Genomic DNA, 18,168 nt, shown 5'->3' with positions numbered 1-18,168 from the left:
CGTATTAGCCGAGGGGGGGCGTCCCTGTCCCGCAGGGTTGCCAGGGTGGGGGCATACATGCGGGTCTTGATGGTGCCCAGGGTGGGTCCGGCCTTGTTCGCCAGGGAGTGGGCGATCTCCACTGCCGTGCGGCGTACGGCGTCCTCGTCGACCGCGTGGTTGACCACGGCGGCGGCCAGCGCGTCGTGGCCGCCGTAGCGGCGGGCGCTCGTCATGGCCTCGTGCGCGGTCTGCGGGGTCAGCCGGGCCTGGATCAGCGCGGACATGCCGGGAGTGAAGGGGATGTTGATGTCGGCCTCCGGCAGGCACCAGAAGCCGCGGTCGGCGCGCATCACGCGGAAGTCATGGGCCAGGGAGAGCATCGCCCCGGCGGCGAAGGTGTGTCCTTGCAGCGCGGCCACGGTGATCACCGGCAGGGACAGCATGCGTGCCAGGAGTCCGTGGACGGTGATGACATAGTCCTGGTGCTGGTCGGCGTGGGCGAAGAGCCAGTCCAGATCGAGGCCGTTGGAGAAGAACTTCCCCGTCGCGGCGGTCACCAGGGCGCGGGGCCCCTCGGCCTTCTCCACCTCGTCGAGCGCCGCGTCGACGGCGGTGAGCCAGTCGGGGTGGAAGCGGTTCTCGCCGTCCCCGAGGTCGAGGATGAAGACGTCGTCCTGGCGGTCGAGTGTGGGCATGGTGGCCTCCGTCAGTTGTTGGGCGGCTGCGGCGGGACGCTCCCGGCACGTTCCCGGCGCGTCGCTGTCGCGCGGAGCCCGAACTGGGACTACTCGTCGGTAACTTATGGGGTGCGACCCGTGGCGTGCAAGGGGTCGGACCGCGGCCGCGCGCCGTCCGGTCGGCACGCGTCGGCCACGCCGGAAATCGGCCGGATGCTACGATCCGTGCTGTTCATGTGTGATCCGGATCGAGGAAGACGGGGAGGTGGGGCTGATGACCGCGCTCAAGGCCACTGCCATGCGCACCGCCCGGACCCTCCTCACGTCCCGGGCCGTGGCCTGACCCAGGCGTATGCGCCCTCGCCGGGAGCGTGAGCTCGCGGGGCGTCACCCACACGAACCCACCATGAAACGGATCACCGTCCACCATGAGCAACACCTGGATCACCCGCGCCGAAACCAGCGCTGACACCCCCGACGTCCGCGCCATCGTCGTCGCCGCCTTCGACACACCTGCGGAGGCCGACCTCGTCGACGCGCTGCGTGCCGACACCGCGTGGATCGACGGCCTCTCGATCGTCACCACCGACCCGGACGGCAGGCTCGTCGGGCACGCACTGCTGACCCGCTGCCACATCGGCGACACCCCGGCCCTGTGCCTGGCTCCCGTCGCCGTACTCCCCGAGTACCAGAAGACCGGCGCCGGTACCGCGGCCATCCGCGCCGCGCTCGACGCCGCCAGGAACAAGGGCGAGCGCTACGTCACCGTCCTCGGGCATCCCGCGTACTACCCGCGCTTCGGCTTCACCCGGGCCTCGGCGTACGGCATCGGCATCAGCGTCGACGTCCCGGACGAGGCCATGATGGCCCTCGCCCTCGACACCGATCACCCGCTGCCCGCCGGCACGGTGCGCTACGCCGCGCCGTTCGGCATCTAGCCCCGCACCGGGCGGCGTTCGCACCGGGCGGCGTTCGCCCCGAGCGGGGCCGGGCCGCGGCGAAAGTCGCATGCGAGAGCGTCTGCCGGTGGTCATGATGTGAATCATGACTGTGTACGCCGACACCCCTGCCCGCCTTGGCCAGAGCCGCCTGTCCGACGGACGGTTGCTCGGCTGGGCGGAGTGGGGGCCGTCGGACGGGGTGCCCGTGCTGTTGTGTCCGGGTGCCGCGACGAGCCGGTGGCTCGGCTTCGGCGCGGGGGCCGTCGAAGCGCTCGGGGTGCGCCTCGTCTCCGTGGACCGCCCGGCGCTCGGTGCCTCCACACCCGCGCCCGGCCGGACGTTCTCCGCCGTCGCCGGTGACATGCGGCAACTCTGCGGGCTGCGGGGGCTGGGGCGGCCGCTCGTGGTCGGGAACTCGCAGGGTGCGCCGTTCGCTCTCGCCTGCGCCGAGGCAGGTGTGGCATCGGCGCTGGCCGTTGTCTCCGGCGCGGATGAGGTCGCCGCGCCGGAGTTCGCCGCCACCCTGGCGGCCGATCTGCGCGGTCTGGTCGAGCGGACCGCGTGCGATCCGGTCGGCGCCGAGGAGTTGTTCGCCGGCTTCACCGCGGACGCGATGTGGGGCATGGTCATGGCCGGGAGCCCGGAGTGCGACCTCGCGGTGTACCGGGATCCCGATTTCGCGGCCGCGTACCGCAGAGCCTTGGACGAGGGCTTCGGCCAAGGTGGCGCCGGGTACGCCCGCGACACGGTCCTGGCCATGAGCCGCTGGCCGTTCGCCCTCGAATCCATCACCGTCCCCGTCGTCATCTGGTACGGCGAACGGGACACCAGCCACTCGCCCGACAACGGAGCACGGCTCGCCGCCCGTATCCCCGGCGCCCGACGCCGTGTCGTACCGGGAATCGGCGGCGCCCTGCTGTGGACACATGCCGAGCCGATCCTCGCGTCGCTCCTGGAGAAGGTCACCACCGACCGGTAAGGGGTCGGCCCGGGGCCGTGCGCGCCCGCCATCGGGAAAGTCCGTTGCAGGGCGGGCTTCCGGCGTCGGAGAGTGGGCTCATGAGCCTGTCCGACGCCCTTCCGTCCGGCCTGACCGTGCGCCCCGCGACGTTCGACGACGCGGCGGCCGTGTGCGCGCTGCTCAATGAGATCGACAGGCTGGAGATCGGCCGTGCCGACACCGATCTCTATGAAATACAGGCCGACTTGAAGCACCCCGAAGCGGACCTGGAGCACAACTCCTGGCTGCTGTTCGACGACGGCCGGCTGGTCGCGTACGGCCTGCTGTGGGACGAGTCCGGCGGCGAGCGGATCGACGCGGAGTACTACACGCTGCCCGACCGCCCCCTGGCCTCCGAGCACCTGCTCGACCTGATGGAGGCGCGTTCCGCGGAACGCGCCTCCGCCAACGGAGCGGACCGCGCGGTGCTGCACTTGGAGCTCGGCATCGAGCCGACACTGGACCCGCGCGTGATGCGCGCACGGGGCTGGACCCCGGTCCGGCGCTACAACGCGATGGTCCGGCCGCTGTCCGCCGCCGCGGACCCGTTGCCGCAACCGCCACCCAGCGTGACCCTGCGCACCTGCGCGGACGAGTCGGACCGCCGTCGCACCCACGCACTGCTCCAGGACGCCTTCGCCGATGAATTCGACTTCCATCCGCGCACGTACGAGCAGTGGTCGGACGACGTCGACGCCGAACACGCCGACTGGTCCCTGGTGTGGATCGCGCAGGTCGACGGCGTCGGGGACGCCGCGGTGCTGCGCACCCGCAACAACCGCGCGTCGATGGCCTGGATCGGTCACATCGGCGTGCTGCGCCAGGCCCGCGGCCAGGGCCTGGGCAGCTATCTCCTGCGCCATGCCTTCGGGCATTACGCGGCCCTCGGCCGTGACCGGATCGGTCTGGGCGTGGACACCGACAACAGCTCCGGCGCGCTCGCTCTGTACGAACGCCACGGCATGACCCGTGACTACGCCGTCCAGACCTGGGAGTTGATCCGCCCCGTCGCGCGCTGAGGGCGCGGACTCAGACGGCCGCCGGGAACGCGAAGCGTACGTCGGTCAGCTGCTCCGACACTTCCCACAGACGGCGGACCGTCTCGGGGTCCGTCGCCACGGGAGCCAACTTGACCCGCGTCGGCGCGCCGCGCAGCTCGCCCATGCCGCCCGGGCCGATGAACTGGCCGCTCTCCACGGCCGGTTCGGTGGCCGCGTACAACTGGGACAGGGCACCGTCGGCCGGGCGCTGCGCGAGGAGCGGACTGCCGATGCGGCCGAACACCAGCTGCCACAGGCCGGTCGGTGTGTCCCACTGGAGGTTGGTGGCGGTGTAGCCGGGGTGGGCGAGCACGCTGCGCACGGGGCTGCCGGACCGCGTCAGACGGCGGTGGAGCTCCCACCCGAAGACGGCGTTGGCGAGCTTTGACTGGTTGTAGAAACCCATGGGCTTGTAGCGGCGCTCGCCGGAGAGATCGTCGAAGCGGATCTGCGCCTGCTTGTGGTTGACCGAACTCACCGTCACCACACGCGGCTTGCTCCCCGCGCCGAGCAGGTCGAGCAGCAGTCCGGTGAGCGCGAAGTGCCCGAGGTGGTTGCAGGCGAACTGCAACTCGTGGCCCTGTGCGCTGAGCGTGCGGGGCGGCGCCATCACGCCCGCGTTGTTGATGAGCACGTCGAGGCGCGGATGGTCGGCGCGCAGTTGGTCGGCGAAGGCGCGGACCGATGCGAGGTCGGCCAGGTCGATGTGGCGCACCTCCAGGCTCGCCTCGGGTTGCCCGGCGGTGATCTCGCTGACCGCCCGGCGGCCCTTGTCCATGTCGCGTACCGCCAGGATCACGTGCCCGCCCCGTGCGGCGAGCGCTCGTGTGGTCGCGAGACCGAGCCCGCTGTTGGCTCCGGTGACGACGAACACGCGCCCGGTCTGGTCCGGTATCTGCTCGGCTGTCCAGCTCTGTTGCTGCGTCATGCGGCACATGTTGTCGCCCGTGGCACTCAGTGTCAAGAGGATCCTGAGTGTCATGGAAGGCATGGCGTGTACGTGACCGTGTACGATGGCCCGGTGAGTTCCCGCCCTGAAGTGACCATGGCCGAGCGCAAACGGCAGCTCGTATCGAGCGAGTTGACCGAAGCGGCGCTGCAGCTCCTTGCCCGCAAGGGGTTCGACGCGGTCACCATCGACGAGATCGTGACCACCGCCGGGGTCTCCCGGCGGACGTTCTTCCGGTATTTCGCGTCCAAGGAGGACGTGGTCGTCCAGTTCCTGGCCGACATGGGCGTCGGCATCCACGCGGAGCTGGCCGCCCGCCCCGACGAGGAGCCGCCGTCCGTGGCGCTGCGGCACGCCGTGTGGGTGCCCGTCGCCGCCTGTGGCGATCACTCCGAGCGGGTGCTGCCCGTGGTCCGGCTGATTCTGCGTACTCCTGCCCTGCGGGCCCGCTTCCTGGAGCACCAGGCGCAGTGGAGCGACGACCTGACGGGGGAGGTGGCGCGGCGGCTTGGGCGCGACGCGGGCGCGGACATGTATCCGCGGTTGGCCGCGGGGATGGCGCTGTCCGCCTTCGACGCCGTGCTGCAGCGGTGGAGCGACAGCGGCGGCGCCGAGGACCCTGCCCGGCTGACCGACCAGGCCTTCGCCGTGATCGCCCCGGCGCTGGATGCCGTAGCGCCGTAGGGCCGAAGCGCCGCGCGGGCCGCCGGCGGCGTGCGGTGACTTGCGGTGGTTCGCTGGGCTGGGAGGCGGCGGCCTTCGTGTGGCGGAGGGGCGGTGGCCTGCGAGCCCGTCCCGGGCTGGCATCATCGAGGGATGTCTGACTTGATCATCGCCGCCTGTGACGGAGCCGCGAAGAAGAATCCCGGCCCGGCGGCCTGGGCCTGGGTGGTCGCCGACTCCGACGGGCGCCCGCAGCGCTGGGAGGCCGGTCCGCTCGGCGACACGACCAACAACGTGGCCGAACTGACCGCGCTGGCCGAGCTGTTGGAGTCCACTGACCCGGCCCTGCCGCTGGAGGTCCGCATGGACAGCCAGTACGCGATGAACGCGGTCACCAAGTGGATCGCTTCGTGGAAGCGCAACGGCTGGCTGACCGCGGCGAAGAAGCCGGTGGCCAACAAGGACCTCGTCGTCCGCATCGACGCACTTCTGCAGGGCCGCCCGGTGACCTTCCGGCACGTGGCAGCCCACCAGGTGGACGGTGACCACCTCAACGCGATCGCCGACGTCGCGGCCAGTGACGCCGCCACGACGCAGAAGCCCGCCGGAACCGCCCACGGAACGCTCGCGATTCCGGAGCCGCGGCCCGAGCGCATGACGGCCGCGCCCGCCGGGCGGTCGCGCAAGACCTCCGCGGCAGGGACGGGCAAGAGCTCCGCCGCACGGTCGGGCAAGGGCGGTTCGGGCGGAGTGATCAAGGCCAAGTTCCCCGGCCGCTGCCACTGCCAGAAGCCCTACGCGGCCGGAGAGAAGATCGCGAAGAACGCGCACGGCTGGGGCCACGTGGAGTGCCGGGACTCCTGAGGCCGGGCCAGGGCAGGCCCGCGCTCACGGCTCCGGCGGGCGGTTCTCACGTGACGCCCGCGCCCCGGGCTCCGGCAAACGACTCTCACGTGCCGCGCGCGCGGACGGCCAGCAGGGCCGCAAGGACACTCGGCACAAGGGGCAGACCGAAGGCGGCGGCGTAACCGGAGCAGGGGCGTCCGGAGGGAGTGCCGCCAGGGCCTGTCAGGAGGCGCCGTCCGGCACTGCCCCCAGAAGGCTGCGGACCACGGGCCCGGCGGACGAGCCCCCGGTGACGCCCTTCTCGACGACACAGGCCACGGCGACATTGCCGCGGTGTGCCACGAACCAGCCGTTGTTGGGGACGTCCTCGGAGACCTCGGCGGTGCCGGTCTTCGCCCCCACCGCGCCCGGCAGATCGGCCAGGGCGCTCGCCGTGCCCTCGGTGACCGTGGCGCGCATCAACTCACGCAGCTGCGCGACGACTTCGCGCGGCAGCGCAGTGGTCGTGGTCGTGTCCTTGGCCGTGCCGGTGAGCGTGGGCTGGTGGAAGGTGCCGGACACCGCCGTCGCGGTGACGGACGCCATGATCAGCGGGTTGGCCTGCACCCGGCCCTGCCCGATCATCGATGCGGCCTTCTCGGTCTGGTCACGGGGGACGGGAACCGACCCGTCGTACGAGGAGATGCCGACGTTCCACTTCTGGCCGACCCCGAAGTACTTGCCGGCGACGTCCCCCAGTTCCTGGTCGCCGACCTTGTCGCGCAGGCCGATGAACGCCGTGTTGCACGAGGCGGTGAAGTCCTTGCGGAAGGTGGCGTCGCGGTGTTCGGAGGCCTCGACATTCTGGAACCGCTTCCCGACGGTGAGGTACTTGGGGCAGTCCACGACATCACCGGGCGCGACAGCGTCCTTGAGCAGCAGCGCGCTGGTGGTGACGATCTTCCAGGTGGAGCCGGGAGCGTAGGTGCCGGAGACGGCGCGGTTGAAGCCCGATGCGGGGGAGTTGGCCACCGCCAATATCTCCCCGTCGTCGATCCGCAGGGCGACGAGCGCGGCGTCCTTGCCGTCGGCCTCGGCGGCGAGGGCCTTCTCCGCGGCCGACTGCCAGGTGGCGTCGAGGGTGGTGGTCACCGGCTTGTCGGCGGGCCGTTCGGACTTCTTGCCGAAGGAGGCCTCTGTCCCCGTGACCTCACCGGTGGCCCGGTCGACGAGCTGGACGGCACCACGCGGACCGGCACCGCTGTCCTTGGCGATCTGCGGGATGAGCGGGCCGAGGGAGGGATGCGTCGAGCCCGACAGAGCGTTCCCGTCACGGTCGTTGATCTCGGGCCCTTCGGAGTCCTCACGCTCCAGCCGGAACTTGTGCGTGCTGCTCAGCTTCGGGTGCACGAGGGACAGCGCCCAGTCCACCTTCCAGGCGCCGTCGTCCTGTCTGCGCAGCGGCAGGGCCGAGTCGTAGGTCCAGGTGCCCAGCTCCGTGACGGGCATTTTGGCGGTGAAGGCCATGGTCGCGGTGCCGTCGTCAGCGGCCGTGACGGCCCCCGCGCTCAGGGATGGTTCGCTGATGTCGAGCCCGGAGGTGAAGCTCTTCAGGACACGCTCCGCCTCCTCTGGACGCGACGTCAGCGCCGCCGCCCGTGACATGCGCCCCGCCTCCCAGTCGGCCAGGAACGCGCGCGCCTGCTTCCTCGCTTCCGGGTCGGCTGTCGGGGGCCCGGGGTCGAAGGGGCCGAGTTCGGCGGCGTACCCGACGCCTGCGGCGATCACGAGGGTCAGGCCCGCCGCGATCGCGACACGAGGGCCCTTCCGGGCGGGTCTGCGGCGGGGTTCGGCAAACGGTGCGGCATCCGTCATCAAGGGCTCCTTGTACGGGTGGTACGTGCTTCTCGGCGCGGGCAGCGGGGGGTTCGAGCGCGAGGGGTTCATGCGCGTGGGGGCCGGGAGCAGGGCGCGCCGGGCTCTCCGCGGCTCCGGTGCACGGAGCGAGGAACGGGCGCGCCCCACGGCGGGTACGACGCGCTACGACAGCGAGTCGACGGTCACCGAAGCCGCCTCGGCGATCAGCTTGTCGTCCGGCTCGGCGTCCTTCTTCGCGCGGTTGGACAAGATCGCCATGACGATGGGGGCGCCGTCGGGGGGCCACACCACGGCGATGTCGTTGCGGGCCCCGTAGTAGCTGCCGGTCCCCGTCTTGTCGCCGACCACCCAGTTCCCGGGCACCCCCGCCCTGATCGTGTGATCCCCGGTGGTGTTGGTCCGCAGCCACTTGGTCAGCTGTGCGCGCTCGCCCTTGCCCAGGACGTCCCCGAGGACGAACGCACGCAGGTCCTTCGCCAGCGCCCGCGGCGTGCTCGTGTCCCGCTTCTCGCCCGGCACCCACGTGCTCAGGTCGGGCTCGCGACGGTCCATCTGCGTGACGTCGTCGCCCAGGTCCTCGAGCGCGGCGTCCAGACCCTTGGGGCCGCCCAGCTTGTCGAAGAGCAGGTTGGCCGCGGTGTTGTCGCTGTAGCGCACGGCGGCGTCACACAGTTCCCCCAGCGTCATGCCGGTCTTGACGTGCTTCTCGGTCACCGGGGAGTTGGGGACCAGATCGTCCTTGGAGTACGTGACCTTGCGATCGAGGCCGCCCAGGGAGTACTTGTCGAGGACGGCGCCGGCGGCCAGTGCCTTGAAGGTGGAGTTGTAGGCGAAGCGCTCACCGGCGTTGTACGTCACCTCGCGCCCGGTGCCGGTGTCGACGGCGTAGACGCCGAGGCGCGCGTCGAACTGGCGCTCCAGCTTCTTGAAACCGCGGGCGGACTGCTTCGCCGTATCCGCGGACTTCGCGGCCCCCGCGGGCTTCGTGGTCGCCGTGGACGGGGACGACGACCCCGAGGAGTCACCCTCCGCGCAGGCCATGAGCGGGACGAGGCAGAACGTGGCGAGCGCGCCGAAAACGGTACGGCGGGCACGGGTGTGCTTCACGGGCCAAACCTCCAGGGCGCCCCGAAGGCAGGGCGCATAGGGGACGGCGCGGCACGGCTCCGTCCCGGTACGTGGGTGTGAGTGCCAGAGTCACCCTCGCCCCGGGGTGCGTATGCGGTCCAATACGCTCATGCGCGATTCCATGCCGATCTGGCATAGGGTTGACGGCGTGGATCTCGTGGGAGCGTGTCGCGCGTTCGTCAGCGTCAGCCAGTACGGCAGTTTCACCGACGGAGCGGCCGCGGCCCGGATGTCCCAGTCGGTGGCCAGCCGTCGCGTCGCCGCGCTGGAAGAGCGCTTCGGTGAGCCGCTGTTCGAGCGCACGTCGAGGCGTGCCGTACTCACGCCCTTCGGGCGGGACATGCTGCCCGCCGCCCGGCAGCTCGTACAGGCGGCCGATGTGCTCCTCGACGAGGCCGAAGCCGTCAAGCGCAAGCCGTGGCGGCTGGCGGTGCCCGGCATCTGCTCCACGGTGGGCCGCGCCCGTCTCGTCGCCGATGCCCGCGGGCACGGCATCACGCTTGACCTGCGGGTGGCGGCGCCGACGCAGCGCAAGGAGCTCCTGCGCGCGCAGCAGGTGCGCGCCGCGTTGCTCGCGGTGCCCGCGGACGAGGCGGTGTGGTCCGTGCCGCTCGGCCTCGCCGCCGCCGGGGATCCCGGGGTGCAGCGCGTCTACCTCGAGACGTTGCGGATGGGCCGCGCCTCCACCGGTCCGGCCCGTCGCGTGTGGATCCAGCCGGAGGACGATGTGCCGCACATCCGCGATCCGCTCACGCGGCTGCGCGACGCGGTGGGTCTGCGCCCCGCGCAGCTCGTCGCCGCCGCCGACCTGACGAGCGCCGCGGCCGAGGTTCTCTGCTCGGGCGACCTGCTGCTGTGCTCGCGCGCGCAGGCCGAGGAACTCGCCCTGACCTGGCGGCCCATCGGCGAGACAGCCCTCGGCCGGGGTTTCGCCCTGGCCGCCGCGGCGGACGGCAATCCGCAGCTCGTCGAAGCGCGCCTGGGCGACGCCATCGCCCGCTGCCTGGGCGTGGACGCCCCGGCCGTGACCACGGGAGGAACGGCGGCATGAACGGCGCCACGGGCGGCACACACGGCGGCATGTACGGAGGCGTGTACGGCGGCACGAGCACCGAGGCCCTGCTGCGCGACATCCGCGGGCAGTTGAGCGACGGCGGCCTGCGCGGCTGTTTCCTCGTACGGGACCTGCACACGGGCGACGAGCTGGGGATCGAGGCGGACACCCACCTGCCCTCCGCCTCCCTGGTCAAGGTCCCGCTCGCGCTCGCGACCGTCGAGCGCATCCGGCGGGGCGAGCTCGACGGAGCGACGATGCTGGAGGTGCAGCCCGGACGCATCACCACGCCGGGACCCACCGGTCTGAGCCGCTTCCGCCACCCCGCCCGCATCGCCGTCGACGACCTGCTCTATCTGAGCGTCTGCCTGAGCGACGGCATGGCCGCCGACGCGCTGTTCGAACTCACCCCGCCCGCCCACGTCTCCGCGATCCTCCAGGAGCTCGGCATCCGCGGCATCACCGTCCGGAACAACACGGGCAAACTGTCCGACACGCCCGCGGAACGCTTCGACGCCGATGAGGTCCATCTCGCCCACGCCCTGGCCATCGACGCCGGTACCAGCGGCCGCGGACACCGGGTGCCCCAGCTCGACACCACTCGCGCCAACACCGGCAGCGCCCGCACCTATGTCGACCTGCTGCAAGCGCTGTGGACGCCGTCGAAGATCCACCCGGACGTGGCCGAGCGGCTGCGGGGCCTCATGGCCCACAACGTACTGCGCCACCGGCTGACCCCGGACTTCAGCTCCGACGCCAGCACCTGGTCGTCCAAGACCGGCACGCTGCTCAACCTCCGCCATGAGATCGGGGTCGTCGAGCACTCCGACGGGCAGACCTTCGCGATCGCCGTACTGACCGAGTCCCTCGTGCCCGCCAGCGTGCAGCCCGGCGCCGATGCGCTGATGGCGCAGGCCGCCCGCAGCCTGCGCGACCACCTGCGCCAGCTGTAGCCACGACTCCTGCCACGGCCGCGGCGAACTCTCCCACCAGCCACAACAGTTGACCCATCGCCCTGTGGGGGCGGAAGATCCTCGCAGGCCGGGGCGGTGCGCACACCCCCGCCGATACACCCCGCCCGCCGCGCACGGAACACGGTCAGAGACGTAGTGGAGTCACCGATGACTGCAGAAGATGCCAGCTCCCTCATCGACACCAGCAAGCCCCACCCGGCGCGTGTCTACGACTGGCTTCTGGGCGGCAAGGACAATTACCTCGTCGATCAGGAGATGGGCGAGAAGCTGCCGCCCGAGGCGCGCGCGAACGCGGCCCGGAACCGGGCGTTCATGCACCGTGCCGCCGCCTGGCTGGCTGACAACGGTGTCAGGCAGTTCCTCGACATCGGCACCGGCATCCCCACCGCGCCCAACCTCCACCAGATCGTCCAGGCGATCGCCCCCAGCTGCCGGGTCGTGTACGCCGACAACGACCCCATCGTGCTGCGGCACGCCGAGGCCCTGCTGGTCAGCACCCCGGAAGGCGCCACGGACTATGTGCAGGCCGATGTGCGCCGGCCCGCGGCGATCCTCGACCACGCCCGCGAACTCCTGGACTTCGACCGGCCCATCGCACTCTCCCTCATCGCCCTGATGCACTTCATCACCGACGAAGAGGACCCCTACGGCCTCACCCGCACCCTGGTGGACCAGCTTCCGTCGGGCAGCTACCTCGTGCTCTCCCACGGCACCACCGACGAACACCCCGAGCTCGCGGACTCCGTCACCGACACCTACAAGAAGGGTCAGGTGCCGCTGCGGATGCGCCGCCGCGACGAGGTCGAGCGCTTCTTCGAGGGACTGGAACTGGTCGAGCCCGGCCTGGTGACGGCGACACACTGGTACAAGGAAACCCCCGCTCCCGAGTCCGAGTTGAGCGGCTTCTACGTCGCGGTCGCCCGCGTGCCCTAGGTCTCCTGCCGGAGGCTACGCTCGCGGGCATGGTCGAACATGATGCCCTCACTGCCACCCGCGAGGCCTACGACGGCGCGGCCGTCACCTATGAGCAGCTGTTCCGCGACTCGCTGCGCGACGCCCCTCTGGACCGCGCCTTCCTGGGCGCTTTCGCCGAGGTCGTCCGTGCGGGCGGGGGAGGGCAGGTCGCGGATCTGGGCTGCGGTCCCGGTCATGTGACCGCTCACCTTGACCAGTTGGGACTTTCGGCGTTCGGTGTCGACGCCTCTCCCTCGATGATCGAGTTGGCCCGGGAGGCCTCTCCGGACCTGCGGTTCGACGTGGGTTCGATGACCGCGCTGGACATCGCGGACGGCGCGCTGGGCGGTGTGCTCTCGCGCTGGTCGATCATCCACACACCGCCGGAGGAAGTCCCGCTCATCCTGGCGGAGTTCCATCGTGTGCTCGCACCCGGCGGCCACCTGCTGATCGGCTTCTCGGCGAGTGAGGACGCTGCTCACCCGACGCAGGTCTTCGATCATGCGGTCGCGCCGGCCTACCGGTGGTGGCCCGACCGGCTGGCCGCGCTGCTGCGCGAGGCCGGGCTCGCCGAGGTGGCCCGGATGGTTCGCGAGCCGCAGCCCGAGGACCGGCGGCAGTTCAAGGCGATCCACCTGCTGGCCCGCAAGGCCTGAACAGGCCTTCCGGTGCTTGCAGTTGGCGGGACGCCCGTCCGACCCGGGGTGATGGCCTCGGGTCGGACGGGCGGCGGTTGACGGTATCGCCTTGGACAAGGCGGTGTTGCCGCAGACCAGGCGGTGTCGCCGCGGATCAGGAGAACAGCACCGACCGAAGCTTCAGCCGCTCGCTCGCGCCGCCGGTCCTGGGGCGCATCGTGAACCGGTCGCCGGTGCAGTCGGCGTTCGTGAAGGCGATCGCGTAGGAGCCGGTGCGGTTCCTGGGGGAGTGGGCGGGCGGCTGGCTGTACTCCACGGCCGCCTCGGGAAGCGTGATGCACTCCCCGCCGGCCGGGTCGTGCAGGGTGACGTGCCCTTCCTCGCCCGAGTCGATGTTGACGTAGGTGTACTTGAAGTCGCCCTCGGCCGCGTACGCGGAGCCGGGGACGGTCAGGATCAGTACGGCGGCACCGGCCGCGGCGGCCAGTGTGTGACGAAGACGCATGAATCGCTTTCCTCTGCTGGGAAGGGCACGTGAACGCATCCGGCATTCCCGTCCTGACCAGCAGAGTTACCTGATCTGCCCGGATTTTGCCGCCGAAACGATCCGCCCTCACCCGTTCGGACCCCGCCTGCCTTCAGCGCGCGCCGCCGATGACAGCACCGGCCACGCGACGGAACTGGCCACACGGCCGGTGGCCGCCGTGACCGCGTCCGGCCCCTCGAGGACGACGACTTCGGCTGCCCGATGGACCTCACGGGCCAGGGTGACGAAGTGCCGCACCTTCTCGTCGACGTAGGCGGCAGCCTGCCGTCATGCCGTCCAAGTCGGCAGATCCCGAAGGGATTTAGTAAGCACGCAAACAAACGCAAACATTGCGCTATTCTTGCGCTCATGACGCGACGACTTGCTCAAGTGGCACGGAAGGTCGGGGTCAGCGAGGCCACGGTCAGCCGGGTGCTCAATAACAAGCCCGGGGTCTCCGATGCGACCCGGCAGTCCGTGCTGTCGGCCCTGGATGTCCTGGGGTACGAACGGCCCACCCAACTCCGGGGCGAGCGGGCCCGGCTCGTGGGGCTCGTGCTGCCCGAGCTGCAGAACCCGATCTTCCCCGCCTTCGCGGAAGTGATCGGCAGTGCGCTCGCCCAGCAGGGGCTGACCCCGGTGCTGTGCACCCAGACCAAGGGCGGCGTCTCCGAGCAGGACTACGTCGAGTTGCTGCTGCAACAGCAGGTGTCCGGCGTCGTGTTCGCCGGCGGGCTGTACGCGCAGGCGGACGCCCCGCACGAGCACTACAAGCGGCTCGCGGCGCGCAAGATCCCGGTGGTCCTGGTCAACGCGGCCATCGAGCGGCTCGGATTCCCCGCGGTGTCCTGTGACGACGCGGTCGCGGTCGAGCAGGCCTGGGGTCATCTCTCCTCGCTCGGTCACCGCCGTATCGGCCTGGTGCTCGGGCCCGCCGACCACATGCCCTCGCAGCGCAAGCTCGCCGCGGCCCGCGTGCTCGTCGAGCAGGCCGGCGGTGTGCTGCCCGACGAGCACGTCTCGCGGGGCATGTTCTCGATCGAGGGCGGTCAGGCCGCGGCGGCGCGGCTCCTGGACGCCGGGGTCACCGGCATCGTCTGCGCGAGCGACCCCCTGGCTCTGGGCGCGGTGCGCGCCGCGCGCCGCCGGGGTCTCGGCGTTCCGCACGACGTCTCGGTGGTGGGCTATGACGACTCGGCGTTCATGACCTGCACCGAACCCCCGCTGACCACGGTGCGTCAGCCGATCGAGGCCATGGGGCGCGCCGCGGTCGAGATCCTCACGCTGAAGATCGGGGGGAGTGCGGTGCCCACGGAGGAACTGCTCTTCGAGCCGGAGTTGGTGGTGCGCGGTTCGACGGGGCAGCCGCCGCAGGGGTAGGCCCGGGGGTTCGCCGTGTGCTGGGCGGTCCTTGCCCGCTTACTGTCGATTTATTTCAATCATCGCGCGAGATATGACGTGATTCTGCCGAGCTACGCTTAAGCGGGTGCCGCCCCGCAGTCCGTGTGCCGTGTGTCGTCGAGGACGGTGTCGACGAAGCGGCGGCGCGGTACGGCGTTCGCCGCGAACCACAGGCCGAGGCGGTGATCGGCGTCGGGCAGGACGAGGCGGGTGAATCGTGAGCGCGAGGCACCCAGGGCCCCGGCGACGGCCTCGGTCACGGCGGGCGGGATCACCGCGTCGACGGCCGGGGTGACGAGCACCGCCCGGGAGGACAGGCCGCGGAAGACGTCGAGGGCGGGGGAGCGGCGCCAGCTGTCCGGCGTTCGGATGATCTCGGTGAACCCGGCGGCGAAGGGCACGGGCCAGGCCCTGGCCCCGTAGACCGCGGGCGCGCACAGCCCGATGGAGGCCACCCGTGGTCCGTAGTGCGCGGCCAGGTCGGCGACGGTCTGGCCGCTCATGCTGAACCCGATGAGTACCAGGCGTCGTCCGGTCGGCACGTGGCGGTCGATCACGGCGCACGCCTGGGTGAACCGGCGCCGCAGACTCAGTTCGCCGAGGTTGCCGGTGCTTTCGCCGTGGCCGGAGAAGTCGAAGGCCAGGGCCTGGTGTCCGCGCGCGGCGAAGTCGGCCATCAGGGCGGTGAAGCGGGCCTTGTCGCTGGTGCCGGCGCCGTGCAGGAGCACGACGGCCAGGGGCGGGTTCTCCGGCGTGGCGGGCGGGGGCGCCGGGGCCTCCAGTTGCGTGCAGCTGAGGGTTTCGCCGTCGCCGTAGAAGGTGAAGTGCCGTGGGGTGCGGGCGGGTTCGAGATCGGTTGGCGGGCTCGTGTCGGTCATGCGGTCTCGGTTTCCAGGGTGTCGGCAGGGGTGGCGGTGGGCCGGGTGCGCAGGATTCCCGCGGTGCAGGCGGCCAGGACGCAGAATGCCACGGGCAGGAAGAAGGTGAGGTTGAGCGGGACGACGTGGGTGAGCGGTCCGATGACGGCGGGTCCGGCGAGCATGCCGAGGTAGCCGAGGCCCGCCACCCGCGAGACGTTGGCTCCGGCGGCGTCCTGGTCGGCGTGGCCCGCGGCGCTGAAGAGCTGCGGGATGCAGCCGGAGAGCCCGATGCCGAACACGGTCCAGCCGATCAGGGCGAGCGGGATCCACGGGGACAGGGCGGCCACCGTCATGCCCGCAGCGGCCACCGACGCGCCGTGGCGGAGCACGGCCACCGGGCCGAAGCGGGCGGCCACCCGGTCGGCGAGCAGGCGGCCCGCGGTCATGGCCGTGGCGAAGGCGCCGTAGGCGAGGGCGGCGGTGGCGGCCGGTGCGTCCAGGGTGTCGCGCAGGTGCAGCACGCTCCAGTCGTTGGCGACGCCTTCGCAGAGCATGAGCATCAGGGCGAGGGCGGCGAGGATCCAGATGCGCCGGGGTGTGGTGCGCCGGTGCGCGGCCGGGGTGGTGACGGCCGGTTCGGCGGGGCGGGCTTCGCGGCGCAGCAGTGCGGGGGCGCAGAGTGCGGCGACGGCGAGGCCGAGGAGGGCCACGGCGCCCAGGGTCGCCGCCGGGCTTATCTCCTGGCTGAGGGTGCGGGCGCCCAGGAGGGCGGCGAGGACGCCGCCGATGGAGAAGGCGGCGTGGAAGGCGGACATGACGGGCCGTCCGTAGCCGTGTTCCACCTGGACGGCGTGGGCGTTCATGCTGACGTCCAGGCAGCCGTTGCCGAGGCCGAGCACCAGCAGCGCCGCGCCCAGCGTCCAGGTGCTGGTGGCGAGTCCCGGCAGGATCACCGCCGCGCTGCACAGGGCCGCGCTGAGGGGGACGACGGTGCGGGCGCCGAAGCGGTCGGTGAGCGGGCCCACCAGTTGCATGCCGGCGAAGGCGCCCGCGCCGAGGAGCAGCAGGAGCCAGCCCAGGACTGCGTGGCTGATGCCGGCGCGGTGTTCGACGGCCGGGATGTGCACGATCCACATGCCCATGAGGAAGCCGTTGAGGGTGAAGTAGGCGAAGGTGGCCAGTCGGCCCGAGCGCAGCGATCTTTCCATGCGAACGAACATAACGAACATGTTGTCTGTTCGGAAGATTGCATATCGCACAGGTTTATTGTTTGATTGCGGCATGGTGAGCAGTAGTACAGACCGGTTGAGGCAGATCACCGATGCCGTGCGCGAGGCCGGGCGGATCGGTGTCGCGGAGCTGGCGGAGCTGACCGGCGCCTCGGAGATGACCATTCGCCGCGATCTGGAGGCCCTGGCGGACCAAGGGGTCCTGGAGCGCTTTCGGGGCGGGGCCAGGAGCCTGCTGCTGCGGGGTGAGGAACCGCCCTTCGCGCTGCGGGCGCAGGAGGGCCTGGAGGCCAAGCGGCGCATCGCCGCCGAGGTCGCGGGGCTGATCGCGGACGGCGAGTCCGTCGTCATCGACAGCGGCACCACCTGCCTGGAAGTGGCCCGCGCTCTGGAGCAGCGCCGGCTGACCGTGCTGCCGCTGTCCCTCCACGCGGTGAACGCGCTGAGCGGCGCGCCGCAGTTGACGCTCCTGGTCCCCGGCGGCCGGCCCCGGCCGGGGGAGCTGGCCCTGACCGGACCGCTGACCGAGGCGTCGCTTGCCGCCCTGCGCTTCGACACCGCGGTCATCGGCTGCTGCGGACTGAATGCCGTGCACGGCCTGACCGCCTACGACCTGGACGACGCGGCGGTCAAGCGCGCGGCGATCGCCTCGGCCCGTCGCGTGATCGCCGTCGCGGACGCCCCCAAGCTCTCCCGCACGGCGCTGGCCTTCGTCGCTCCCGCCGCCGCCCTGCACGCCGTCGTCACCGACGGGTCCGCCGCGCAGGACGAGACCGACGCGCTGGCCGCCGCCGGTGTCACCGTACGAAAGGTGTGACCCCGTGCCCGACTCGCCCGCATCGACCGACGTGGTGCTCTTCGACCTGTTCGGCGTCATCGCCCGCCACCAGTCCGCCGAGGGCAAGGACCGCCTCGTCCGTACGGCGGAGGTTCCCGCCCCGGCGTTCTGGGACGCCTACTGGGCGCGACGGCAGCCCTACGACCAGGGCGAGTTGACCGGCCCCGCGTACTGGCTCCAGGTGGCGGACACTCTGGCCGTGGACTTCGGCGAGCGCCGGATCGCGGAGCTCGTCGAGGCCGATGTCGCCAGCTGGAGCGCCGTGGACGAGACGATGGTCGCCCTGGTCGAGGAGCTCGCGGCATCCGGCCGCCGCATCGCGCTGCTGTCCAACATTCCCGAGGAATTGGCCAGTTACTACGAGGCGCACCACCACTGGCTCAAGCACTTCCCCCTGCGCGCCTTCTCCTGCCGCACGGGCCACGCCAAGCCGGACCCCGGCGCCTACCAGTGGTGCCTGCACGCTTTGAACACCGACCCGCAGCATGTCTTCTTCGTGGACGACCGCGAGGAGAACATCCGCGCCGCACAGAAAACAGGCATCCGGGGCCACCTCTTCACCGACCCGCAGCGGCTGAAGGCCGTTCTTTGAGGCGCCAGCTCCGGAGTTG

At 71.3% G+C, this 18,168-nt stretch carries 18 protein-coding genes and 1 pseudogene; 12 read left to right on the top strand and 7 right to left on the bottom strand.

Annotation, left to right across the window (positions count from 1 at the left end; all coding sequences use genetic code 11):
• Positions 1-26: 26 nt before the first annotated feature.
• A pseudogene (locus ABZ906_RS33595) lies at positions 27-677 on the bottom strand (enoyl-CoA hydratase-related protein); the annotation flags it as partial.
• A 410-nt stretch (positions 678-1,087) separates the two neighbouring features.
• On the opposite strand from ABZ906_RS33595, the gene ABZ906_RS33590 reads away from it, so the two are divergent.
• The 3 genes from ABZ906_RS33590 (at position 1,088) to ABZ906_RS33580 (ending at position 3,619) form a co-directional block, all read left to right on the top strand.
• The gene (locus ABZ906_RS33590; RefSeq protein ID WP_361389497.1) at positions 1,088-1,597 is read left to right on the top strand and encodes an N-acetyltransferase; all 510 of its coding nucleotides are present in this window, start codon (positions 1,088-1,090) and stop codon (positions 1,595-1,597) included.
• 106 nt (positions 1,598-1,703) lie between these two features.
• Positions 1,704-2,579, top strand: a complete 876-nt coding sequence (locus tag ABZ906_RS33585; protein ID WP_361389495.1) for an alpha/beta hydrolase — start codon at positions 1,704-1,706, stop codon at positions 2,577-2,579.
• 80 nt (positions 2,580-2,659) lie between these two features.
• Entirely contained in the window at positions 2,660-3,619 is a 960-nt protein-coding gene (locus tag ABZ906_RS33580; protein ID WP_361389493.1) for a GNAT family N-acetyltransferase, read from the top strand.
• Positions 3,620-3,629: 10 nt separating this feature from the next.
• Here the strand turns inward: ABZ906_RS33580 and ABZ906_RS33575 are convergent, their stop codons facing one another.
• Entirely contained in the window at positions 3,630-4,568 is a 939-nt protein-coding gene (locus ABZ906_RS33575) for an oxidoreductase (protein ID WP_361389491.1), read from the bottom strand.
• Between the two features lie 117 nt (positions 4,569-4,685).
• Here ABZ906_RS33575 and ABZ906_RS33570 point away from each other — a divergent pair, with 117 nt between their 5' ends.
• Together ABZ906_RS33570 and ABZ906_RS33565 are read left to right on the top strand one after the other, a co-directional pair.
• Positions 4,686-5,273 carry a TetR family transcriptional regulator gene (locus ABZ906_RS33570; protein ID WP_361185050.1) on the top strand — a complete coding sequence of 196 codons (588 nt, stop codon included), beginning with the start codon at positions 4,686-4,688 and terminating at the stop codon, positions 5,271-5,273.
• A gap of 132 nt (positions 5,274-5,405) precedes the next feature.
• Positions 5,406-6,116 (top strand): ribonuclease H, encoded by a 711-nt coding sequence (locus ABZ906_RS33565; RefSeq protein WP_361389489.1) that lies wholly within the window; start codon positions 5,406-5,408, stop codon positions 6,114-6,116.
• Between the two features lie 204 nt (positions 6,117-6,320).
• Here ABZ906_RS33565 and ABZ906_RS33560 read toward each other — a convergent pair whose 3' ends face one another.
• Both ABZ906_RS33560 and bla read right to left on the bottom strand, forming a co-directional pair.
• On the bottom strand, positions 6,321-7,952 hold the full coding sequence (locus ABZ906_RS33560) for a penicillin-binding transpeptidase domain-containing protein (protein ID WP_361389487.1): 1,632 nt from the start codon (positions 7,950-7,952) through the stop codon (positions 6,321-6,323).
• 165 nt (positions 7,953-8,117) lie between these two features.
• A complete protein-coding gene (bla, locus tag ABZ906_RS33555) occupies positions 8,118-9,062 on the bottom strand; it encodes a class A beta-lactamase (RefSeq protein WP_361389485.1) in 945 nt (314 codons plus the stop codon).
• Positions 9,063-9,231: 169 nt separating this feature from the next.
• On the opposite strand from bla, the gene ABZ906_RS33550 reads away from it, so the two are divergent.
• From ABZ906_RS33550 to ABZ906_RS33535, 4 genes are all read left to right on the top strand, one after another.
• Positions 9,232-10,134: a LysR family transcriptional regulator gene (locus ABZ906_RS33550; RefSeq protein ID WP_361389483.1), complete on the top strand. Its 903-nt coding sequence runs from the start codon at positions 9,232-9,234 to the stop codon at positions 10,132-10,134.
• Positions 10,131-11,090, top strand: a complete 960-nt coding sequence (locus tag ABZ906_RS33545) for a serine hydrolase (RefSeq protein ID WP_361389481.1) — start codon at positions 10,131-10,133, stop codon at positions 11,088-11,090. Before ABZ906_RS33550 ends, ABZ906_RS33545 begins: the two co-directional genes overlap by 4 nt.
• 168 nt (positions 11,091-11,258) lie before the next feature.
• Complete coding sequence (locus ABZ906_RS33540; RefSeq protein WP_361389479.1) at positions 11,259-12,044, top strand: SAM-dependent methyltransferase; 786 nt, start codon at positions 11,259-11,261, stop codon at positions 12,042-12,044.
• Between the two features lie 29 nt (positions 12,045-12,073).
• Complete coding sequence (locus tag ABZ906_RS33535) at positions 12,074-12,721, top strand: class I SAM-dependent methyltransferase (protein WP_361389477.1); 648 nt, start codon at positions 12,074-12,076, stop codon at positions 12,719-12,721.
• Between the two features lie 136 nt (positions 12,722-12,857).
• Here ABZ906_RS33535 and ABZ906_RS33530 read toward each other — a convergent pair whose 3' ends face one another.
• Positions 12,858-13,208 carry a hypothetical protein gene (locus ABZ906_RS33530; RefSeq protein ID WP_361389475.1) on the bottom strand — a complete coding sequence of 117 codons (351 nt, stop codon included), beginning with the start codon at positions 13,206-13,208 and terminating at the stop codon, positions 12,858-12,860.
• A gap of 390 nt (positions 13,209-13,598) precedes the next feature.
• Here ABZ906_RS33530 and ABZ906_RS33525 point away from each other — a divergent pair, with 390 nt between their 5' ends.
• On the top strand, positions 13,599-14,609 hold the full coding sequence (locus ABZ906_RS33525; RefSeq protein ID WP_361184204.1) for a LacI family DNA-binding transcriptional regulator: 1,011 nt from the start codon (positions 13,599-13,601) through the stop codon (positions 14,607-14,609).
• Positions 14,610-14,707: 98 nt separating this feature from the next.
• Here ABZ906_RS33525 and ABZ906_RS33520 read toward each other — a convergent pair whose 3' ends face one another.
• Together ABZ906_RS33520 and ABZ906_RS33515 are read right to left on the bottom strand one after the other, a co-directional pair.
• A complete protein-coding gene (locus ABZ906_RS33520) occupies positions 14,708-15,508 on the bottom strand; it encodes an alpha/beta fold hydrolase (protein ID WP_361389473.1) in 801 nt (266 codons plus the stop codon).
• Entirely contained in the window at positions 15,505-16,698 is a 1,194-nt protein-coding gene (locus ABZ906_RS33515) for an MFS transporter (protein ID WP_361389471.1), read from the bottom strand. Before ABZ906_RS33515 ends, ABZ906_RS33520 begins: the two co-directional genes overlap by 4 nt.
• Positions 16,699-16,771: 73 nt before the next feature.
• On the opposite strand from ABZ906_RS33515, the gene ABZ906_RS33510 reads away from it, so the two are divergent.
• The gene (locus ABZ906_RS33510; protein WP_361389469.1) at positions 16,772-17,536 is read left to right on the top strand and encodes a DeoR/GlpR family DNA-binding transcription regulator; all 765 of its coding nucleotides are present in this window, start codon (positions 16,772-16,774) and stop codon (positions 17,534-17,536) included.
• Between the two features lie 4 nt (positions 17,537-17,540).
• Positions 17,541-18,149 (top strand): HAD-IA family hydrolase, encoded by a 609-nt coding sequence (locus tag ABZ906_RS33505; protein ID WP_361389467.1) that lies wholly within the window; start codon positions 17,541-17,543, stop codon positions 18,147-18,149.
• Positions 18,150-18,168: the final 19 nt, after the last annotated feature.

The sequence above is a fragment of the Streptomyces sp. NPDC046925 genome (genome assembly GCF_040644915.1).
In the GTDB taxonomy this organism is placed as follows: Bacteria; Actinomycetota; Actinomycetes; order Streptomycetales; family Streptomycetaceae; genus Streptomyces.
Note: the sequence above shows the minus strand (reverse complement) of the source record. Positions and strands in the feature narration are given on the sequence as shown.

Coding starts and splice junctions, on each gene's coding strand:
- ABZ906_RS33590 (WP_361389497.1), top strand. CDS start 1,088: ATGAGCAACACCTGGATCACCCGCGCCGAAACCAGCGCTGACACCCCC.
- ABZ906_RS33585 (WP_361389495.1), top strand. CDS start 1,704: ATGACTGTGTACGCCGACACCCCTGCCCGCCTTGGCCAGAGCCGCCTG.
- ABZ906_RS33580 (WP_361389493.1), top strand. CDS start 2,660: ATGAGCCTGTCCGACGCCCTTCCGTCCGGCCTGACCGTGCGCCCCGCG.
- ABZ906_RS33575 (WP_361389491.1), bottom strand. CDS start 4,568: ATGACGCAGCAACAGAGCTGGACAGCCGAGCAGATACCGGACCAGACC.
- ABZ906_RS33570 (WP_361185050.1), top strand. CDS start 4,686: ATGGCCGAGCGCAAACGGCAGCTCGTATCGAGCGAGTTGACCGAAGCG.
- ABZ906_RS33565 (WP_361389489.1), top strand. CDS start 5,406: ATGTCTGACTTGATCATCGCCGCCTGTGACGGAGCCGCGAAGAAGAAT.
- ABZ906_RS33560 (WP_361389487.1), bottom strand. CDS start 7,952: ATGACGGATGCCGCACCGTTTGCCGAACCCCGCCGCAGACCCGCCCGG.
- ABZ906_RS33545 (WP_361389481.1), top strand. CDS start 10,131: ATGAACGGCGCCACGGGCGGCACACACGGCGGCATGTACGGAGGCGTG.
- ABZ906_RS33540 (WP_361389479.1), top strand. CDS start 11,259: ATGACTGCAGAAGATGCCAGCTCCCTCATCGACACCAGCAAGCCCCAC.
- ABZ906_RS33535 (WP_361389477.1), top strand. CDS start 12,074: ATGGTCGAACATGATGCCCTCACTGCCACCCGCGAGGCCTACGACGGC.
- ABZ906_RS33530 (WP_361389475.1), bottom strand. CDS start 13,208: ATGCGTCTTCGTCACACACTGGCCGCCGCGGCCGGTGCCGCCGTACTG.
- ABZ906_RS33525 (WP_361184204.1), top strand. CDS start 13,599: ATGACGCGACGACTTGCTCAAGTGGCACGGAAGGTCGGGGTCAGCGAG.
- ABZ906_RS33520 (WP_361389473.1), bottom strand. CDS start 15,508: ATGACCGACACGAGCCCGCCAACCGATCTCGAACCCGCCCGCACCCCA.
- ABZ906_RS33515 (WP_361389471.1), bottom strand. CDS start 16,698: ATGGAAAGATCGCTGCGCTCGGGCCGACTGGCCACCTTCGCCTACTTC.
- ABZ906_RS33510 (WP_361389469.1), top strand. CDS start 16,772: ATGGTGAGCAGTAGTACAGACCGGTTGAGGCAGATCACCGATGCCGTG.